Below are 19,888 nucleotides of genomic sequence, written 5' to 3'. Positions count from 1 at the left end.
CGTGACCTGATCGGGGCACACCTCTTTCGTCATCACGCTGCGTGCGGGACGCTCGCAGATAACGGCGCCGCGCAGCCAAGCTTTGAGGAGGCATCAAGTGGTCGACGCACATCGGACGTTCGTCATCATCGGCGGAGGGCTCGCCGGAGCGAAGGCCGCCGAGACACTCCGGACGGAGGGCTTCAGCGGCCGGGTGATCCTCATCGGCGACGAGCGCGACCATCCGTACGAGCGGCCTCCCCTGTCCAAGGGCTATCTGCTGGGCAAGGACGAACGGGACTCCGTCTTCGTCCATGAGACCGCGTGGTACGCGGGCGCCGACATCGAGCTCCACCTCGGCCAGGTGGTCACCTCCATCGACCGGGCCGGCCGGTCCGTGCAGCTCGGCGACAACACGGTCGTCCACTACGACAAGCTGCTGCTCGCCACCGGCGCCGAGCCCCGTCGGCTCGACGTCCCGGGCACCGGCCTGGTCGGCGTCCACCATCTGCGCCGTCTCGCCCATTCCGACCGGCTGCGCAACGTCCTCGCCGCCCTCGGCCGGGACAACGGCCACCTGGTGATCGCCGGAGCCGGATGGATCGGCCTGGAGGTCGCCGCGGCGGCCCGCGAGTACGGCGCCGAGGTCACCGTCGTCGCCTCCTCGGCGACCCCGCTGCACCACGTCGTCGGCCCGGAGGTAGGCCAGATCTTCACGGATCTGCACGCCGGGCACGGTGTCCGTTTCCACTTCGGCGCCCGACTCACGGAGATCACCGGACAGGACGGCCTGGTCCTCGCCGTCCTGACCGACGACGGCGAGGAGCACCCCGCCCACGACGTGCTGGCAGCGATCGGCGCGGCCCCGCGTACCTCACTCGCCGAAGCCGCCGGGCTCGACATCGCGAGCAGGGCCCAGGGCGGCGGTGTGGTCGTCGACGCCTCCCTGCGCACCTCCGACCCGCACATCTTCGCCGCCGGGGACATCGCGTCCGTCGACCATCCGCTCTTCGGCGTCCGGCTGCGGGTGGAGCACTGGGCGAACGCCCTGAACAGCGGACCCGCCGCCGCGAAGGCCATGCTCGGCCAGGACGTGACGTACGACCGGGTGCCGTACTTCTTCTCCGACCAGTACGACGTCGGACTGGAGTACTCCGGCTGGGCTCCGCCCGGCTCGTACGACCAGGTCGTCATCCGGGGAGACGCCGGCAAGCGCGAGTTCATCGCCTTCTGGCTGAAGGACCGCCGGGTCCTCGCCGGGATGAACGTCAATGTGTGGGACGTCACCGAGAGCATCCAGAAGCTGATCAAGGCCGCCCGGCCGGTGGACCCGGACGCCCTCGGCGACCCGTCCGTGCCCCTGGAATCCGTGCTCTGACCGGTGGCCGGGCATTCGGGACCAGCCGGCGCCCGGGGCGGGACCCCCGCTGCCGGCCGGTCCCGGATGCCCGGCCCCACCCGTAGACTTCACGCGTGGCAGGCAGGATCAATGACGACGACGTGAAGGCGGTCCGGGACGCGGTCCCGATCGACGCCGTCGTGTCCGAATACCTCCAGCTGCGCAACGCGGGCGGCGGAAACCTCAAGGGCCTCTGCCCCTTCCACGACGAGAAGTCCCCCTCCTTCCAGGTGAGCCCGGGCAAGGGCCTTTTCCACTGCTTCGGCTGCCAGGAGGGCGGCGACACGATCGCCTTCGTGATGAAGATCGATCACCTCACCTTCTCCGAGACGGTCGAGCGCCTGGCCGCCAAGGCGGGCATCACCCTGCGCTACGAGGAGGGTGGCTACAACCCCTCCCACCAGCGCGGCGAGCGCATCCGGCTGGTCGAGGCGCACAAGATCGCCGCCGATTTCTACCGCGAGCAGCTGAACGGCCCCGAAGCGGAGATCGGCCGGAAGTTCCTCGCCGCACGCGGCTTCGACCAGGACGCCGCAGCCCACTTCGGCGTCGGCTACAGCCCCGCCGGCTGGGACCACCTCACCCGCTATCTGCGCGGCAAGGGCTTCAGCGACAAGGAGCTCATCAGCTCCGGTCTCTCCCAGGACGGCCGCCGGGGCCCCATCGACCGTTTCCGCGGCAGGCTGATGTGGCCGATCAGCGACACCTCGGGCGAGATCGTCGGCTTCGGCGCCCGCAGACTACGCGACGACGACAACGGCCCGAAGTACCTCAACACCCCCGAGACCTCGATCTACAAGAAGTCCCAGGTGCTGTACGGCATCGACCTGGCGAAGAAGGACATCGCGAAGTCCAGCCGGGCCGTCGTGGTCGAGGGCTACACCGATGTGATGGCTTGCCACCTCGCGGGGATCACCACTGCCATCGCCACCTGCGGGACGGCGTTCGGCAGTGACCACATCAAGATCCTCCGCAGGCTCCTGATGGACAACGGCAGCGCACGGGTGATCTTCACTTTCGACGGTGACGCGGCCGGCCAGAAGGCCGCTCTGCGCGCCTTCGAGGACGACCAGAAGTTCGCCGCCGAGACCTACATCGCGATCGCCCCGGACAACATGGACCCGTGCGACCTGCGGCTCGCCAAGGGCGACGACGCCGTCCGCGATCTGGTCGAACCCCGCACCCCGCTCTTCGAATTCGCGCTCCGTCAGATCGTCGGACGGTACGACCTGGAGACCCCGGCCGGCCGCGCCGCCGCCCTGGACGAGGCCGCGCCCGTCGTCGCCAAGATCAAGACCAGCAGCGTGCAGCGCGAGGTGGCCGTGCAGCTCGCCGGCTTCGTCGGCATCCTCGACCAGGAATTCGTCGTCCACCGGGTCAACCAGCTCGCCCAGTGGGCCCGCGGGCGGGGAGAGCAGCGAGGACCCGCGCCGGCCTCACGTACCGGCGCGCAGCACCAGCAGGCCCAGGCTCCCGCCGCCCCGTCCGGCCCCGCGCTCAACCTCCGCAGCCCCGCCCACCGCACGGAGCGAGAGCTGCTCAAGCTCGCTCTGCAGAAGCCCGCCCTGGTCTCCCCGGCTTTCGACGCCTACGGCATCGACGAGTTCACCGCCCCGCCGTACGCGGCGGTGCGCCAGTGCATCGCGGAGGCGGGCGGCGCGGAGCTGGGCGTCGCGGAGACCCGCGAGTACCTGGTCCAGGTGCTCGACGCGACCCCCAACGACACGGTGCGCAAGCTCGTCACGGAGCTCGCGGTCGAGGTCTTCCACGGCAAGTCCATCGACGAGTCGTACGCCGGCGAACATCTGGTCAAGGTCCGCCTCCGCGCCGTCGACCGCAGGATCGACGACGTCCAGGGCAGCCTCGCCCGCCTCGGCAGCAATGTCGCCCCGGACCATCTGGCCGCCGCGCAGAACGAGGTCTGGGTCCTCCAGCAGTACGCCCAGTCGTTGCGGAACCACGGCGCCGCCGCCCTCTGAGCCGTATCAGCACCCCGTCACGCTCCGGGCGCAAAAAGTCACCGCACGCCCCTCGTGGCAGCGATGTGTCGTACCCCACACTGGGTGGCGGTGCCTGAGTCATCGGAGCGCGGCGGTCCGCCCGGGGGCGGACCTCCATCCCCGCGATCCGGCAGCGATCACCTGGAGGTCGCCCCCGTGCAGACCCGGACCGTGCCGACCACGACCGAGCATGTCCCGGCGATTCCCGCGCAGAGCCGGGGCACACGTCACCCGGAGACGGCGGGCACGCCCGAGCCGGTGCTGGAGGAGCCGGCGGAGCCCCCGGTGTCCCAGGTGCCACGGCGCCGGCCGGAGGCAGGCGGCCCGACGTCCGACCTCTTCCGCCAGTACTTACGGGAGATCGGGCGGATCCCGCTGCTCAGCGCCGCCGAAGAGGTGGACCTCGCCCGCCGCGTCGAGGCGGGACTCTTCGCCGAGGAACGGCTCGCCGGCACGCCCGACCCCGACTCCCGGCTCGCCGTCGACCTGGACCGGCTCGTGGTCATGGGGCGGATGGCGAAACGCCGGCTCATCGAGGCCAATCTCCGTCTCGTGGTCTCCGTGGCCAAGCGCTACGTGGGCAGGGGTCTGACCATGCTGGACCTGGTCCAGGAGGGGAACCTCGGACTGATCAGGGCGGTCGAGAAGTTCGACTACGCCCGGGGCTACAAATTCTCCACGTACGCCACCTGGTGGATCCGCCAGGCGATGTCCCGCGCACTCGCCGATCAGGCCAGAACCATAAGAGTTCCGGTCCATGTCGTCGAGCTGATCAACCGGGTCGTACGCGTCCAGCGCCGCATGCTCCAGGAGCGCGGCTACGAGCCCACCGCCGCAGAGGTCGCGGCCCAGCTCGACCTGACGCCCGAGCGTGTCGTCGAGGTCCGGCGCCTCGCCCAGGAACCCGTCTCCCTGCACGCGCCCGTCGGGGAGGAGGACGACGTCGCCTTCGGTGACCTCATCGAGGACGGCGACGCCGCCTCACCCGTGGAGTCCGCGGCCTTCCTGCTGCTGCGCGAACACCTGGAGGCGGTGCTCTCCACCCTTGGGGAGCGGGAGCGGAAGGTCGTCCAGCTGCGCTACGGGCTGGACGACGGGCGGCCCCGCACGCTCGAGGAGATCGGACGGATCTTCGGCGTGACACGCGAACGCATCCGCCAGATCGAGGCCAAGACTCTCGCCAAGCTGCGGGACCACGCCTTCGCCGACCAGCTCCGCGGCTACCTGGACTGAGCGGCCCTAAGGCCTTGCGCCCCGTCTCTCCCCGGAAGCGGACCCCAGCACGGCACCGACGGCCACGCCCAGGGCCATCCCGACGCCGACGCCCAGCGCCAGATCGCCGGTCAGCGCACCGAACGCGGACCCGAGACCCGCACCCACCCCGATGCCGAGCGCCACACCTGTTCCGGCCTTGCGGCCGGCCTGCTGTTCCTCGCCGCTCTCCGCCATCACGCGCCCCGTTCTTCGTGTTCCGCCGTCGGCCGAGGCCGTCAGTCGACCTCGGCCGGCGCCTGCGCGAACTGCGCCGCGTACAGCCGGGCGTAGGCCCCCTCGGCCGACAACAGGTCGTCGTGCGTTCCCTGTTCGACGATCGAGCCGTTCTCCATCACCAGGATCACGTCCGCGTCCCGGATGGTGGAGAGCCGGTGCGCGATCACGAAGCTCGTACGACCGTGGGCCAGCCGCGCCATCGCCTTCTGGATCAGCACCTCGGTCCGGGTGTCCACCGAGCTGGTGGCCTCGTCGAGTACCAGGATCACCGGGTCGGACAGGAACGCCCGCGCGATCGTGATCAGTTGCTTCTCGCCCGCACTGACTCCGGCCCCGTCGTCGTCGATCACCGTGTCGTAACCCTCGGGCAGCGTACGGACGAATCGGTCGGCGTGAGCCGCCCGCGCCGCCTCCTCGATCTCCTCCCGGGTCACCTCGCGCGAGGAACCGTAGGCGATGTTCTCCGCGATCGTCCCGCCGAACAGCCAGGTGTCCTGGAGCACCATCCCTATGCCCGACCGGAGTTCGTCACGTGACATCTTCGCCGCGTCGACCCCGTCGAGGGTGACCCGGCCGCCCGTCACCTCGTAGAACCGCATCAGCAGGTTGACCAGCGTCGTCTTGCCGGCACCCGTCGGGCCGACGATCGCGACCGTGTGGCCGGGCTCCACGCTCAGCGAGAGATCCTCGATGAGTGGCTTCTCCGGGTCGTACCGGAAGGACACGTTCTCCAGCGAGACGCTGCCGCGCAGCTCCTCCGGCCGTTCGGCCGGATCGGGGTCGGGCGCCTGCTCCTCGGCGTCCAGCAGGCCGAAGACCCGCTCGGCCGACGCGATGCCCGACTGCACCAGGTTGGCCATCGAGGCGACCTGCGTCAGCGGCATCGAGAACTGCCGCGAGTACTGGATGAACGCCTGCACATCACCGATCGACAGTGCACCCGAAGCGACCCGCAGCCCACCGACGACCGCGACCAGCACATAGTTCAGGTTCGACACGAACATCATCAGCGGCTGCATGATCCCGCTGTTGAACTGGGCCTTGAAGCCCGCCTCGTACAGCGCGTCGTTCTGCTCCGCGAAGTCCCGCGCGGACTCCTCCTGACGCCCGAAGACCTTCACCAGCGTGTGGCCGGTGTACATCTCCTCGATGTGGGCGTTGAGCTTGCCCGTCACCTTCCACTGCGCCACGAAGTGCGGCTGCGACCGCTTGCCCACCCTCGCCGCGACGAGAACCGACAGCGGGATCGTGATCAGCGCGACCAGGGCGAGCAGCGGCGAGATCCAGAACATCATGATCAGCACACCGACGATGGTCAGAGCTGAGTTGATGAGCTGGCCCATCGTCTGCTGCATCGTCTGCGAGATGTTGTCGATGTCGTTCGTCGCCCGGCTCAGGACCTCGCCGCGCTGCTGCCGGTCGAAGTAGGACAGCGGGAGCCGCGACAGCTTCGTCTGCAGGTCCTCGCGCAGCTGGAAGACGACCCGGTTGATCACGCGGATCGACAGCCGGGTCGACACCAGCATCAGCAGCCCCGCGCCGACGTACACCACCAGCGCCGCCAGCAGGACCTGGCCCACCGCACCGAAGTCGATGCCGACACCGGGGACGAAGTCCACGCCGGTCAGCATGTCGGCGAGCCCGCCGTCGCCCTGCTCGCGCAGGCCGTCGACGGCCTGCTCCTTCGTTGTGCCGTCCGGCATCTGCCGTCCGACGACACCCGCGAAAATCAGGTCCGTGGCCCCGCCGAGGATCTTGGGCCCCGCCACGGAGAGCGCCACGCTCAGCGTTCCGGCGCCCAGCATCAGCCACAGCGAGGACTTCTCCTCGCTGAACCTTCCCAGCAGCCGCTTCCCGGACCCCTTGAAGTCCATGGACCGCTCGGTGGGCCCTCCGGCCATCATCCGTCCGCCCGGTCCTGCCATCAGGCGGCCTCCGCTTCCGTCAGCTGGGAGAGCACGATCTCCCGGTAGGTTTCGTTGCCGTCCATCAGCTCGTGGTGGCTGCCCGTCCCGACGACCCGGCCCTCGTCCAGGACCAGGATCCGGTCGGCGTCACGGATCGTGGACACCCTCTGCGCCACGATCACCACGGTCGCCCCCGCGGTCTCGCGGGACAGCGCACCGCGCAGTGCGGCGTCCGTCGCGTAGTCCAGGGCTGAGAACGAGTCGTCGAAGAGATAGATCTCCGGCTGCTGCACCAGCGTCCGCGCGATCGCGAGCCGCTGCCGCTGACCACCGGAGACATTGGTGCCGCCCTGCGCGATCGGCGCGTCGAGACCGTGCTCCAGCCCTTGAACGAAGCCCTTCGCCTGCGCCACGTCCAGCGCGTGCCACAGCTCCTCGTCGGTCGCCTCCGGATTGCCGTAGCGCAGATTCGTCGCGACCGTCCCCGAGAACAGATACGGCTTCTGGGGGACCAGGCTCACGGTCTTGGCCAGCAGGACCGGATCCAGCGTGCGCACGTCCGTACCGTCGACGAGCACCTCGCCGTCCGTCGCGTCGAAGAGCCGCGGCACGAGACCGAGCAGCGTCGACTTCCCGCTGCCCGTCGACCCGATGATCGCGGTCGTCTCCCCGGGCCGCGCGACGAGATCGACCGAGCGCAGCACCGGCTCCTCGGCCCCCGGGTAACGGAACTCCGCGCCCCGTACCTCCAGATGGCCGTGCTTGAGCAGCTTCGTGACCGGAGCGAGGGGCGGCACCACGCTCGAGTCGGTCTCCAGCACCTCCTGGATGCGCTCCGCACAGACCTCGGCGCGGGGCACCATGATGAACATGAAGGTCGCCATCATCACCGACATGACGATCTGCATCAGATACGCGAGGAACGCGGTCAGTGCCCCGATCTGCATCCCGCCGCTGTCGATACGGTGTGCTCCGAACCAGACCACGGCGATCGACGACAGGTTCACCACCGTCATCACCGTCGGGAACATGAGGGCCATCAGCCGGCCCGTCGACACCGCCACGCCCGTCAGCTCCCTGTTGGCACCGCGGAAGCGCTCCTCCTCGTAGCTGTCACGGGTGAAGGCGCGGATGACGCGGTTGCCGGTGATCTGCTCGCGCAGCACACGGTTCACCGTGTCCAGCCGCTCCTGCATCGTGCGGAACAGCGGCCGCATCCTCCGGACGATGAGGCTCACCGAGATGCCGAGCACGGGCAGCACGGCCAGCAGCACCGCCGACAGCGGGACGTCCTGGCCGAGCGCCATGACGACGCCGCCGACACACATGATGGGCGCCGAAACCATCAGGGTGAACGCCATCAGGACGAGCATCTGGACCTGTTGCACGTCATTGGTCGTACGGGTGATGAGGGAAGGAGCCCCGAACCGTCCCACCTCGCGGGCGGAGAACGACTGCACCCGGCCGAAGACCGAGGCCCGCACATCGCGTCCGAGAGCGGAGGCCGTGCGGGCGCCGTAGTAGACCGCCCCGATGTTGCAGACGATCTGGATGATGCTGACGACGATCATGACGCCGCCGAATTCCAGGATGTACCCCGTGTCACCCCGTACGACACCGTTGTCGATGATGTCCGCGTTGAGGCTGGGCAGATAGAGGCTGGCGCAGGTCTGCAGAAGCTGGAGCAGCACCAGCAGCACGATCGGGCGTCTGTACGGACCGAGGTGGGTCCGCAGGAGTTTTATGAGCACACGAGTCTCTCGGAGTCGGCGGAGGGCAGAGGCCGGTCCATACTCCGGTACTCCGAACCGCTCCTGCCAACGCTTTTCCTCAAGCCTCGGTCAAAACTCCCGGAGCGCGCTTCTCAGTCGGTTCCGCCGAACGCCCCGGGGTGGATCTGGTCCCGGGTCGCTCCGTACTGCTGGCGCACCGCGCGGCCCACCGCGAGCTCCTCACCGGGCTCCAGCACCTGCGCCTCCGCACCCTGCCAGGCCGGGGGAGTACGCGCAACGAGCGTCCCCTGCGAGACCCCGAGGGCCCACGCCGCCTGCCGGGCCGCACCCAGCGCCGCGTACTCGGCGGGCTGCGGCACGACGACCTGGGTGCCGAACACCGCGGGCGCCAGCGCCTGTACGGCGGGCAGCTCTGCGGCCGCGCCCAGCAGGAAGACCCGCCGCACCTCCACGCCACGGTCCCGCAGCACGTCCAGCGCGTCGGCCAGCGAACACAGCATCCCCTCGAAGGCGGCCCGCGCCAGATGCTCGGGCTTCATCGACTCACGCCGCAGTCCGCTGAGGGTGCCTGCGGTGTGCGGCAGCCGGGGGGTGCGCTCGCCCTCCAGATAAGGAAGCAGGACGAGCCCCGAGGCCCCGGGTGTCGACTTCAGCGCCAGCGCGGACAGTTCGTCCAGACCTTCCAGCCCCAGCATCTCGGCCGTGCCACGCAGCGCGCGTACGGCATTCGAGGTGTGGACCACCGGCAGATGCATCCCCGTCGCGTCGGCGAAGGAGGTGATCATCCCCGACGGGTCGGCCAGCGCCTCGTGGTGCACGGCCATCACCGAGCCCGAGGCCCCCAGCGACACGACGGCGTCCCCGACGGCGACACCCAGCCCGAAGGCCGCAGCCATCGTCTCGCCGGTGCCCGCCGAGATCAGCAGCCCCTCCGGCGTCATCCCGGCGGAATCGGCCGGGCCGAGAACCTCGGGCAACGTGGCCTGATGGCCGAGCGCGAGCTCCACGAGATCGGGCCGGTAGGACTCGGAGCCCGCCGACCAGTAACCGGTGCCGGACGCGGCACCGCGGTCCGTCGTCCGTCGGGCGGGCCGACCGAGGAGCTGCCACACCAGCCAGTCGTGCGGCTGCAGGACGGCGGCGACCCGCTGCGCGTTCTCCGGCTCGCTCCGCACCAGCCAGCGCAGCTTCGCCACGGGCTGCGCGGCCTGCGGAACGGCGCCGACGGCCTCGGCCCAGGCTTGCCGCCCTCCGAGCCCGTCGACCAGATCGGCCGCGGCGGCCTGCGCCCGCCGGTCGTTGCCGAGCAGCGCCGGCCGTACGAGGTTGCCCTGGTGGTCCAGCGGCACCAGCCCGTGCTGCTGCGCGGACACGCCGATGGCCTGCACGCCTTCGAGCAGCCCTCCGGAGGCCGCCTCACCGAGTGAGAGCAGCCACGCCTGCGGATCCGCCTCGGAGGCCTTGGCCTCGATGGGATGCGCGGCGTACCCCTGCCGCAGCACCGCACCGGTGTCCGTGTCGCAGACGACGATGTGCGTGAAGGCGGATGAACTGTCCAAGCCGGCCACTATGCCCATGGCCTAGATTCTGCCGCACCCACGGACCGTTCCCGTACCGGGCGGTGAGCCCGGTACGGGAACGGGCCTCAGGTGTTCGTCGTACCCCAGTCGTCACTGCCGTTGTGGCCGCTACGCTCCCGCAGCGAGCGCACCCGGTCGGAAACGGACATGGGGACCTTGTCCCCGACTTTCTCGCTCACCGAGTGGTACGCCTTGCCGGCGAAGTCCCGGCTGCCGTGCGCCGCGGACTCCGCCGCGTTCCGTACAGCGGGATTCTCGGCCAGCGTCTGCGCGGCCTTCTTCAGCTGCTCGTAACGCTCGCGCCCGGCTCGCGTGCCGAGCACGTAACCGAGGGCCACTCCGGCGATGAACGTGAGCCGGTACCGCATGGCTTCCACCCTTCCTTCGCTCCGTGCGACGTGTGCTGAACCTGCGCTGCCCGCCTACCCGCACACGCCCGAGATCACCCCGGGAGATACCGATTGGCGAAGCACCCCCCTGCTTGCGCTAATGTATGTGTCGCAGCGAACGCGCGCCGCTCGGCAGTAGCCAGGCAGGTACGATTCGAGGCAACGGAACAATCCCCTGTAGCTCAATTGGCAGAGCAGCCGGCTGTTAACCGGCAGGTTACTGGTTCGAGTCCAGTCGGGGGAGCGCGATCCCCTGTAGCTCAATTGGCAGAGCATTCGGCTGTTAACCGGAGGGTTACTGGTTCGAGTCCAGTCGGGGGAGCGATACGGAAGAGGGCCCTTCGGGGTCCTTTTTCGTGTGCCCGTACAGGGGCGGCGCGACTCTTTCGGGGTGATTCCGCCCGGCCTGGAACCGGGCAGCACGCAGCGCGGTCTTCATGGTCATGCGAAGCCGACCATCCGAAGCAGGAGATCGTATGACCGGCTATGCTGCGGCAGACGGCGCGCACACTTGTACGCGCCACGCCGAGACGGGGCGGTAGCTCAGCCGGTTAGAGCAGCGGACTCATAATCCGTCGGCCGTGGGTTCGAGTCCCACCCGCCCCACCAGTCTTGCCCTGCGGAAACGTTCTGACCTGCGGAAACGTGAATTCCGCGGCGGTTTTCCGTGCGGTACTAACCGCGCGCCGTGCGGTACAGACCCGCTGTCGCAGCGTGTCAGTGCACTTCAGATGCGTCTGACCTGGCCTTTTACGGGCGGTTGCCTGAGGGAGCGTCGTGGCGCGGTCCCACGGCTGCCGACGGAGGCGCCGCGCTCTGCCGACCTCACCGCACCCGACGCGAAGTTGCCCCCTGCGCGTGCGATCCACCTCGTGCGCAAGTTGTCGTGGTGGTGACGGCCATCAGCGACCGGCCGTCGAAGGGATCGAGGTCGAGGGCGGACCCACTCGAAGATGTGGTCGAGATATCTGGTCTCGGAGGGAACGCGCGACCGGTCGCGAGTCGGGGAGTTCCCGGCTCAGGTTCGTAGCGTGCGGATTCCCGCCACCGCGGCCAGCCGGCGCGGTGGCGGGAACCGCTGGGGAGCCGGGTTGCTCACCGCACGGCGGGGTTGCCTGCGGGATCTCCCCTGGTGCCGTTCAGGGCTGCCCTTTGAGAGATCCGGCCCCGATGGCGGCGGTAGCGGCCCTGCCGCGCCGCGTCCTACCTGAGCGGGCGCCAAGGACGCTCGACCTGAAGGCTCAGGACTGGACCGTGCACCCGGCCGGGATTGCCGCGGTGTGTCGGACAGTTGCGGTGGCTGGCTCGGGCTGTGTCCGGTCGGTGTGGTCAGGGGGCGAGCAGGTTGGGTGATGCCGGTGTCGCGCTGGCTGGCGAGGTGGCGGCGAGGGCCGTGGCGATGGCTTCGCTGCGCCATACGAGCATCGGTATGCCGGAGATGTAGTAGTGGGTGCCGCTCGTGAGGTAGCCCAGGGCGAGGAGTGATTGCTGGGGTCTGCCGACCCGGTCGAGGAGCCGTCCCGTTTCCGGCTCCACTCGCAGTCCACCGTCGGGGTGGCGCTGTGCGCACCCGTTGCCGGTCAGTGAGTCCATGAGCTCATGCGCGCCTGCGGGCGCGGCCGGACGGGCCGCCGGTGCTGCCGTCGCAGCACAGACCACGACGTCGGCTTCCATCGTGCGGTGGTGTGCCGTGACGGTGAATCCTTGGCTCGCGGGCGTGACGTCCTCCAGTCCACGCAGGATGTGCAGCTGGCCGCTGTCGGCCATCTCCAGGAGCGTGCCGCCGGTCGAGGCGGGCATGGGAGAAGTGAAGCTGGCCCACAGCCGGTGGTAGCGGTGGAAGAACTCCCTTCGGTCGCCGGGGGACAGAGCGGGCCACCAGTCGTGCACGGTGGTGATCAGGGCCCAAGTGGTGACCTGGAGCCAGTCGATGTCTTGTACGTGTTCCCGGTCGGCGAGTTGCCGGCGCAGCCGTCCCACACCCCAGTCCGCCATGGACAACTCAGCGGTGATCTGACCCGCGGTGGCCCCGGCGAGAAATGCTTCTTCCCGTGCCAGAGCGGCCACCATCGACCAGCTCAGGGGCGGGGACGAGCGCTCAAGCCGCTTTCGGACAGCCTGAGGGGTCAGCACCAAGGGCCGCCCGGTCTGAAGCGGACGGCGCACGGCGGCCAGTATGCCGTCCCGGGAAAGCAGCGTGATGCGCCCCTGGTGTCCTTGGGCCCGCAATCCCAGAACGGCGTCGACGGCGGTGAGCCCGCAGCCGATGACGGCCACGGACGCCGAGGGGTGAACGCTGCCCAGAGCTGCACCTACGGGATAGGGGCGGGAAATGCAGGACGGGTGGCCGGCGAGATCATAGGGGTCGTAGCCGGAGGGGTTTCCGACGCACAGCACCGCGTAGTCGCACCGGATGCTGCCCCCGTCGTCCAGCCCCACCACCGCCTTGTCACCGTCGGACACGGCACTCACCGCCCGCCGGCGTACCCATGACACGCGCCAGCCGGCGGCCGTCAGACCGTCCAGGGTCTGGGAGAGGCTCTCCTCGAGATAGCGCCCGTAAGCGTGCCGCGGTGGGAAGACCTCCTGCGTCCACGCGCGGGGAGCACCACTGCCGTCCTCGCGGGCCAGCCACCGCTGCGCGTGCCCGGGATCGTCGGGGACCAGCGTCATCATGCCGGCCGGGGCGTTCACCACGATGTCGTCACGGTCCATCCGGTAGGCACTGCCCCGCCAGAGCCGGTCCGAGGGCTCCACGATCACGAGGTCGACGTCGCGTGAGCCGAGTGCGCGGGCGAGGGCCATGACGAGACAGGCCGCAGCCGTGCCCCCGCCCACCAGGCAGATACGCATCACAGCCCTACGCCCGTAGCGCATTGCGGGCCGATGGGTGCTTGCGGGCCAGCGCGAAGCGGTAGGTGATGCTGCCCACGAAGCCCTCCTCGTGTGCTCTGCGACGTGCCTCGTCCTTCAGCGAGCGGGCGAGGTCCTTGCCGATCGTCCCGCTGTTGAGCATGGTGTCCACGCCGCGGTCGATGATGGTGTACCCGTAGGCCGAGTGCGCGGCGGTGTAGGTGTGGGCACCGGACTGCGTGAGGTGGAATCCTTCCGCCTGCAGCAGCCGCGGCAGGGACCGCAGTGCGTGAGTGTTGAGGACGTAGTGCGCGCGCCAGGCGGCCACGCAGGCGTTCAGCGGATCGTTCTCGCCCAGCGAGAAGTCCGCCGATGCGTAGTCGCCGTCCAGTACGGCGACCTGCCCTCCCTGGCGGCACACCCGGTGAGCCTCGCGGAGCACCGACGGTATGTCCGGCGTGTGGCTGAGCAACGTGTACATGAGGACCGTCTGGAACGTCTCGCCGTCGAACGGCAGCCGATGTGCGTCGGCCGCCAGGAGTCTGAGGTTCCCCGATGCCGGCTGGGCCTGGCGGGCTGTCTTCAACAGGTCGAGGCTGTGGTCGATGCCGACGACTGCGGCGGTGAGCGCCCGGTCGCAGAGGTCAGCGAGGAGTTCACCGGAACCACAGCCGATCTCCAGCAGCGGTCCGCCGGTGACATCGAGGGCCTGGAGGAAACGCTGCAGCATCCGGTGCTGCTCCGGGTCCTGCTTGCGGGAGTGCAGCACCGACGCGATCTGCTGCGTGGTCTCGCGGCCGCTCGTGGCCAGTGAGGAGAACACGTCACTCATGGGCGGCCGCTTCCCGTGGCTGGTGCAGCAGCGACACGGAAGAGGGCCCCTTGGTCCTCAAGCCTGTTGAGTTCCTTCAAGGACTCCTGGACCACGGCCTCCAGGGGGTGGACGAAGTAGACGATCCCCGTCCTGCCTTTGGTCAGGGTGTTCTTGCGGACTGGTTGTCCGACGTGCGGCAGTCCCCGCACGCTGTGGAAGCCCGGGAGTCGGCGCACCGACGCAAGGCCGGGCACCGCGGTGAGGACACCGGAATCCCAGCAGCGCACGAATGCCTTGCCCATCACCTGCGGCGGGGCATAGGGCTCACGGACGCGGGCGGCGAACGCCGCGGGGTCGTCGAGGCTCTCCGCCAGTACGTGCTGCTGGCTGTCGCCGAACGCGGCGAAGTACGGATCGGGGTGGAGCACCGGCCCCAGGATGCGCGCATTGACCTCGATGAGGCGCGGGCCTTCACCGGTGAGGCGTACATCCGCGTTGGCCGCGCCGTGACGCACCCCCAGAGCGTTCAGGCAGTCCAGGGTGTAGGACACCACTTCTTGCTCGGCTGCTCCAAGGCTCGGGCAGCTGACGTTGTACCGGCGCACCGGAAGGCCGTCGAGCTCCTCGATGACCGTTCGCGCCACTTCGCACACCACATGCCGGCCCTCCAGGCTCACCGTCGTCACGACGTACTGCTCACCGTGGAGGTACTCCTGCACGTAAATCTCGTCGTTCGGCAGGCCCACAAGGTTCATCTGCCGGTGAATGTCCACAAAGTGATTGACCGCCGCCGCTTCCGACCAACAGACCCTGCAGCCGTCACTGCCGGAGCTCTGGCCGGGCTTCACGACGACCGGAAGCCCAAGACGCCGCACCGCCCTGGTCAGCTCCTCCACCGTTGCCACCGAAGCCTGCCCCGCACAGGGCACACCAGCATTCCGCAGGACTTCCCCCATCAGCGCCTTGTCCCGTCGGGCGGCCGCCGTCTCGTCCTCATTACGCGCCAGGCCCAGGGCCGCTGCAAGCTCATGGGCCAACGCGACCCCGAACTCGCTGCCGGGAACCACGTGCCGGACCCTCCTTCGGCGCAGCGCGGCCACCGTCTCCGCCGTATCGCCGCTGACGATCAGCACAGGCGCACTCGCGTCACTCCTGGCCGCACCCGAGAAGCGTTCCTCGTACACATGGAGACGGTCCTGGCCGCATTCCCTGAGGGCGGAGGAGAGGAACACGCCACTGGAAAGAGGGTCGACCAAAGCGATCATGATGGTCCTCCAGCTCACAAGGGCAATGGAAGCTCCGTCTTGCACTTGCCCAGACGGGGTGCGCGGATACGCCGTGAGGAGTCGGTCGGCAGCGCGGATACGGGACCTCAGCCCCCCGGTGGAAATCGCGAAGCGCACCGGGCACCCACCACACGCCCGACGCCAGATCCCGCCCCATCCGCTCTCACCAGTTCAGTGCAGCCACCCCGACCTTCCCCGACTATAACGCTCCGTGACCGATCGACATCAGATGGCCACAGGCTAGGCGCGGGTGAAGCAGGAAATTCGGCAAAGCTTCCAACAGGCCATGGAGAAGCTGAAAATGCTGCCTTGACTTCCGAGCCTGGTCCTGGCGGCACAGGCCCCAACCGGGAGGCAGCCGGACGGCTAGTGACAAGTGCGCTGCAAGGCAGCCAGCCGGGGGTGACGATCTCGCACCTGCCCGCCAGGCCTGCTGGATGTTCCGTGCGAGCCGTGGGAGGGGAAGAAGGAGGCCCTGAGACCGCGGCAGCGGATCCAGCTCTTCTCGCGGGTTGGTCAGCGGGTCAGTATGTGGCCGTCGTGGGGGCGGTGGTCGCGGGAGCGGCGCAGGTCGGTGGTGACGTAGGTGCGTTGGAGCCAGCGGTCCGCTCCGTCGTATCGGGGGTGGAAGGCGGTGCGGCCGTGGACGGTGACGCGGTTGTCGATGATGACGAGGTCGCCGGGTGTCAGGCGCAGGGTGCGGGCACTCGCCTCGCAGGCGCGGCCGAATTCGGCAAGGGCGGTGGTGGCCCGGGGGGTGAGCGGGGTGGTGACGAGCTGGGCCATGCGTATGTCGGGATCCTCGACCGCGCCGGACAGCACCGGCCGGGGCTCGATGTCCGGCTGGCTCACGTCGGCCTTGGAGGCGAAGGAGGGGGGTGGTGTGGTGATGAACTCCGGCGCGAACAGGGCCTGGCGGCTCTCCGGGGCGAGGTGGGGCAGTGCTTGGCGGAGGCCGGCGACGCGCATGCCGGCGCGTCGGTCGTGGTCGGCGCGCAGGCACAGGAAGACGACGTAGTCGGGCGGGTGGGGGTGGAAGCCGTTCTCGGTGTGGAAGGACAGCCGTACTGATCCTGCGTTGCCGTGGAAGGTCTCCTGCCCGGGTACGGGCACGACGTCCTGCACGAGGGCGCCGGATTTCTCCGCCAGGTAGGCGAGCGGCTCCCCGAGCCCGCAGGCCACCATAGTGAGCACCGCGGCCGGGATGGTGGCCTGGCGCTGGACCGAGCCGGGGACGGCCGGCGTCCGGGGCAGGGCCGCCCGGTCGACTGGCAGTCCGCCGATCACCAACGAGCCGTGCGGGCCGGAATGCCTACGAAACCGGCGGATCTCGCGGCGCAGCAGGAGCGGAAGGTCTTCCCAGGCATCCCGGGCCCGTGCCACCCATTCGGGGCTGTCGACCTGGTCGTCCCTGCCGGTGCACAGGGCGCGGGCCACCCGCTCACACGCGGCGCCGTCGGCCGGACCCAGTTCCCGGCCGACGAAGGCGCTCCGGGTGGTGTCGGGCGTCGTTTCGGGCATCAGGGTCTCCTGCCGGTGTGGTGGGGGCGAAGGTCGCACGGCTTCACGAGTGGCGCAGGCCGGCCACGGCATCGGCGATGTAGTGGTCCCCGAAGCGGATCAGAGGGGCGTACTGGGCAGCCCGGCGGTGGCGCATGAGGCGCAGTTCGGCGACGGCGTTGTCAGGGCCTTCGGGTTTTTGGGCGATGGAGCGATGCAGATGCACCATCGAGTACGCGAGGGTGACGTGGCGTTCACCGTCGATGATGTCGGCTTCCAGGAGAGCGCCCCGCGCCTTGGCCAGCTCCGGGGCGCGGGCCGCCAAGTGCTCGTAGGTTTCGGGAACGACGGCCAGGAGGTCTTTCATCGCCGCCCGGAACAGCTTGTACCCACGGTGCTGGCGCCCGCTCAACGGGACGTCCACCGACGGAGGCGCCATGGTCTGGCGTATCGCCGCCATGTAGTAATCGGCCGGGATCGTACTGGCATGCGTCATGGCCGCCGGGAAGCCCCGCACATACGCCGTCGCATCCGCCAGCCGCACCAGTGCAGCATCGCTGTCACCATGACGCAGGTGGCCAACAGCATCGGCCACGGCGACCGCGGCGCAGACGTTGAACAGGACATGGACCTGGTGACCGATGAGCCACCGAGCAGTCCACACGTCCTCCAACGAAGCCCCCGCCCCCGCCCCCGCCCCAGGCTCGGGCACCGCCACCGACCCGACCGTGTCACGGTCGGTGCCCGGTGCTGCACCGATGAGGTCGAGCACCGACTGACGCATGCCGGCCACCTCCAAGGCCAGGTCGGCGCCCGACAACGGAGCCTCACACAGGTCGTCCAGGCCGCGCTGGATGACCAGGAGGCCGTGCAGGGCAGCCTGCTGATCAGACAGCTCGCACTCACGGACCCGGAAGAAGGACTGGCTGGCCGACTCGGCCCGCAGCCCCTCGCCGACCACAGCCGGCGCCTGATCCGCCAACGCCGCTGTCAATTCCCTGGCAGCAGATGCGGCGTCTTGCAGAGTGAGGGTCCGCTCGGCAGGGCTGGCATGGGTCACAACCCCAGCCAGCATGCGCACGGTTCGCTGCGCCTCAGCCTCGACCCGAGGGCCCAGCACCGGGACGGAGCGGCCGCCTCGGGGCTCGCGGAAAACAGCGACAGCGGGATGATCGGAAACCGGCGATAAGCCCATAGTCACAATCCTTCGCCATGGGCACTTGGCTCCAAACGCTGTTCTGCGCCATTCCTGGGCAGTGCACCGGAGTGAGGCCTATCGCGGCCAGCCGGGCGAGGGCGCATGAACCGTTCCGGGTCGGTAGAAACTTCAGATGCTGGTTGTAGCCAGGGGTTTGGTGATGCTCAGGTAGTGGTTGCTTTCGTACTCGACGGGCGGGATGTGCCCCCTCGCACCGTGCGGGGGGCTGGTACCAGTCGGACCATTCGGCGGCCCTCGAGCACAGGCCGCCCGACAGGAGGAACAGCGCCGCGACCTGGCCTCCTTCGTCAGAGGCTGGGGCGCGGCGGGCGGGAAGCGTGACGTCGGTCTGACGCTGCACCGGCGGCCGGGCGGCAGCGCCGGGGGTCAGCTGGGCTGGTCGCCGGTATAGCGGTAGATGGCACCGCTGCTGTTGATGTGCCAGACGGTGCCGTCCGCGCCGGCGGCGATGTCGATGGCGTTGCCGGGGACGTTGATCCAGGGGGCGCTCGACCGCGTACTTGTCCGTGGCGCGCAGCGTGCGGGCGGCCAGGATGTTGCAGCCGATCTCGTCCTGGGCCGGGACGATCTGGTGGTTCTTGTCGGGGCGCCGTGGTCGGAGGTGACCATCTCCGGGGCTCGGTGAGAACGATCACGGGCAGGGCCTGAGTGCTGACCCGGTTCTCGTACTCGCGACGGGCCTTGAGTTGAGCCGGGAGTGAGGGGGCACCCTGGCTTGCTGTCCAGTGGGTGGCAGAGGGCGAGGACCTGGCGGAGCGCGGGCTCCTCGATGGCGGTGTGGTCGGCCATGGGGTCCGGGTGTGAAACTGGACGAACGGCGAAGGCGCTCTGATCCGGCGTATGCCGGATCAGAGCGCCAGGGACCGTCCGCCAGTCGGCTACAGGTATTCGAGCAGCCAGCCGACCGGAGCGTTGTCGACCATGTCGCCGGCGTTCTTCTTGACCCGCCCGATGCTGACCTTCTGGGTGCCCGCGGGAAGTTTCTCCGCGAGCCGGGCGTCGCCCGCGATGATGTCCCAGTTCTTGACCACGGACCATGTCGTGCCGTTGTGGAGGGCCACCCGCAGGCGCACGTCGGCCCAGTCGGAGCCGAAGCTCAGGTAGCCGTCCCCCCAGACCGTGCCGTTGCCCTGGTTGGGGTTCGGGACGGCCAGGACGATGGCGTGCTTGTAGTGGATGAGCCCGCCCGACTCGTTGATCACGAAGCCGTGAGGGATTTCACCGGTCTGGAAGTGGGACTGGGTGGCCACCGGCACTCCTTGTCTGTCCGGCCGCAGGCCCCGGGAAGGGCCCTGCGGCCGGGCGGTCGAATATTGCGCCTGTGATCAGCGCGCCCCCAATATGCGGCCCGTACACGCCGATGCGGAACGCTTTACGATATTCAGGACGAATGTATGACTCATAACCTATGAGCTATTTTATGTTCGAATCAGTCACACTGGAGTGGTACCTCATGGCCGCCGTCGCCCGCTCCACAGCCGTTGACGGTGAGATCGAGAGGGCCGTCCAGAAGGAACCGGCCGATAGGGGGGAGTTCGGCCTTGGGGGCCAACGGAACAGCCATTAGCCTCGCGCTTTCGTCAGCGCGCTCGTCCATGCCATGACCGAATAAGCGAATAGTGTTCCTGACCAGCAATGCCGGTGATTTAGTACGTTCTTGCAGGTCAGGCGGGGTGTTTGGTGACTCTCAGCGTGTAGTGGACGTTACTGAGAGTGCGGGGCTGGTCCCGTTTTCTGA

The 19,888-nt window shown here is 69.0% G+C and carries 15 protein-coding genes and 3 tRNA genes; 7 read left to right on the top strand and 11 right to left on the bottom strand.

Annotated elements, in window-relative coordinates; translation table 11 throughout:
* The first annotated feature begins 97 nt into the window (after positions 1-97).
* From ACWD04_RS03045 to ACWD04_RS03035, 3 genes are all read left to right on the top strand, one after another.
* Complete coding sequence (locus ACWD04_RS03045; protein ID WP_451127487.1) at positions 98-1,357, top strand: NAD(P)/FAD-dependent oxidoreductase; 1,260 nt, start codon at positions 98-100, stop codon at positions 1,355-1,357.
* Positions 1,358-1,452: 95 nt separating this feature from the next.
* On the top strand, positions 1,453-3,357 hold the full coding sequence (gene dnaG, locus ACWD04_RS03040) for a DNA primase (RefSeq protein WP_451127485.1): 1,905 nt from the start codon (positions 1,453-1,455) through the stop codon (positions 3,355-3,357).
* Between the two features lie 177 nt (positions 3,358-3,534).
* Entirely contained in the window at positions 3,535-4,611 is a 1,077-nt protein-coding gene (locus tag ACWD04_RS03035) for an RNA polymerase sigma factor (RefSeq protein WP_451127483.1), read from the top strand.
* A gap of 6 nt (positions 4,612-4,617) precedes the next feature.
* Here the strand turns inward: ACWD04_RS03035 and ACWD04_RS03030 are convergent, their stop codons facing one another.
* The 5 genes from ACWD04_RS03030 to ACWD04_RS03010 all read right to left on the bottom strand — a co-directional run bounded on the left by ACWD04_RS03030 (position 4,618) and on the right by ACWD04_RS03010 (position 10,457).
* Entirely contained in the window at positions 4,618-4,827 is a 210-nt protein-coding gene (locus ACWD04_RS03030) for a hypothetical protein (protein ID WP_451127481.1), read from the bottom strand.
* 41 nt (positions 4,828-4,868) lie between these two features.
* Complete coding sequence (locus tag ACWD04_RS03025; RefSeq protein ID WP_451127479.1) at positions 4,869-6,794, bottom strand: ABC transporter ATP-binding protein; 1,926 nt, start codon at positions 6,792-6,794, stop codon at positions 4,869-4,871.
* Complete coding sequence (locus tag ACWD04_RS03020; protein ID WP_451127477.1) at positions 6,794-8,527, bottom strand: ABC transporter ATP-binding protein; 1,734 nt, start codon at positions 8,525-8,527, stop codon at positions 6,794-6,796. Before ACWD04_RS03020 ends, ACWD04_RS03025 begins: the two co-directional genes overlap by 1 nt.
* A 113-nt stretch (positions 8,528-8,640) precedes the next feature.
* Entirely contained in the window at positions 8,641-10,086 is a 1,446-nt protein-coding gene (locus tag ACWD04_RS03015) for an FGGY family carbohydrate kinase (protein ID WP_451127475.1), read from the bottom strand.
* Positions 10,087-10,154: 68 nt separating this feature from the next.
* The gene (locus tag ACWD04_RS03010; RefSeq protein WP_451127473.1) at positions 10,155-10,457 is read right to left on the bottom strand and encodes a YtxH domain-containing protein; all 303 of its coding nucleotides are present in this window, start codon (positions 10,455-10,457) and stop codon (positions 10,155-10,157) included.
* Positions 10,458-10,649: 192 nt separating this feature from the next.
* Between ACWD04_RS03010 and ACWD04_RS03005 the strand changes: the two genes are divergently transcribed.
* From ACWD04_RS03005 to ACWD04_RS02995, 3 genes are all read left to right on the top strand, one after another.
* Positions 10,650-10,722, top strand: a tRNA-Asn gene (locus tag ACWD04_RS03005).
* 5 nt (positions 10,723-10,727) lie between these two features.
* Positions 10,728-10,800 (top strand) — tRNA-Asn (locus ACWD04_RS03000).
* A 210-nt stretch (positions 10,801-11,010) separates the two neighbouring features.
* Positions 11,011-11,087, top strand: a tRNA-Ile gene (locus ACWD04_RS02995).
* Between the two features lie 720 nt (positions 11,088-11,807).
* On the opposite strand, the gene ACWD04_RS02990 is transcribed toward ACWD04_RS02995, so the two are convergent.
* The 5 genes from ACWD04_RS02990 to ACWD04_RS02970 form a co-directional block, all read right to left on the bottom strand.
* On the bottom strand, positions 11,808-13,355 hold the full coding sequence (locus ACWD04_RS02990) for an FAD/NAD(P)-binding protein (protein WP_451127471.1): 1,548 nt from the start codon (positions 13,353-13,355) through the stop codon (positions 11,808-11,810).
* Positions 13,339-14,163: a methyltransferase domain-containing protein gene (locus tag ACWD04_RS02985; protein ID WP_451127469.1), complete on the bottom strand. Its 825-nt coding sequence runs from the start codon at positions 14,161-14,163 to the stop codon at positions 13,339-13,341. Before ACWD04_RS02985 ends, ACWD04_RS02990 begins: the two co-directional genes overlap by 17 nt.
* Complete coding sequence (locus tag ACWD04_RS02980; RefSeq protein WP_451127467.1) at positions 14,160-15,245, bottom strand: ATP-grasp domain-containing protein; 1,086 nt, start codon at positions 15,243-15,245, stop codon at positions 14,160-14,162. The genes ACWD04_RS02985 and ACWD04_RS02980 overlap by 4 nt, the downstream gene beginning before the upstream one ends.
* A gap of 702 nt (positions 15,246-15,947) precedes the next feature.
* A complete protein-coding gene (locus ACWD04_RS02975; RefSeq protein WP_451127465.1) occupies positions 15,948-16,952 on the bottom strand; it encodes a TauD/TfdA family dioxygenase in 1,005 nt (334 codons plus the stop codon).
* A gap of 43 nt (positions 16,953-16,995) precedes the next feature.
* A complete protein-coding gene (locus ACWD04_RS02970; RefSeq protein ID WP_451128376.1) occupies positions 16,996-18,006 on the bottom strand; it encodes a hypothetical protein in 1,011 nt (336 codons plus the stop codon).
* A gap of 541 nt (positions 18,007-18,547) precedes the next feature.
* Between ACWD04_RS02970 and ACWD04_RS02965 the strand changes: the two genes are divergently transcribed.
* Positions 18,548-18,775 carry a hypothetical protein gene (locus ACWD04_RS02965; protein ID WP_451127463.1) on the top strand — a complete coding sequence of 76 codons (228 nt, stop codon included), beginning with the start codon at positions 18,548-18,550 and terminating at the stop codon, positions 18,773-18,775.
* A gap of 253 nt (positions 18,776-19,028) precedes the next feature.
* On the opposite strand, the gene ACWD04_RS02960 is transcribed toward ACWD04_RS02965, so the two are convergent.
* Positions 19,029-19,400, bottom strand: coding sequence for a hypothetical protein (locus tag ACWD04_RS02960; RefSeq protein ID WP_451127461.1), 372 nt, complete (start codon positions 19,398-19,400; stop codon positions 19,029-19,031).
* Positions 19,401-19,888 lie beyond the last annotated feature (488 nt).

Source organism: Streptomyces sp. NPDC002911, assembly GCF_053591835.1.
This window is presented reverse-complemented; position numbering and strand designations above follow the sequence as displayed.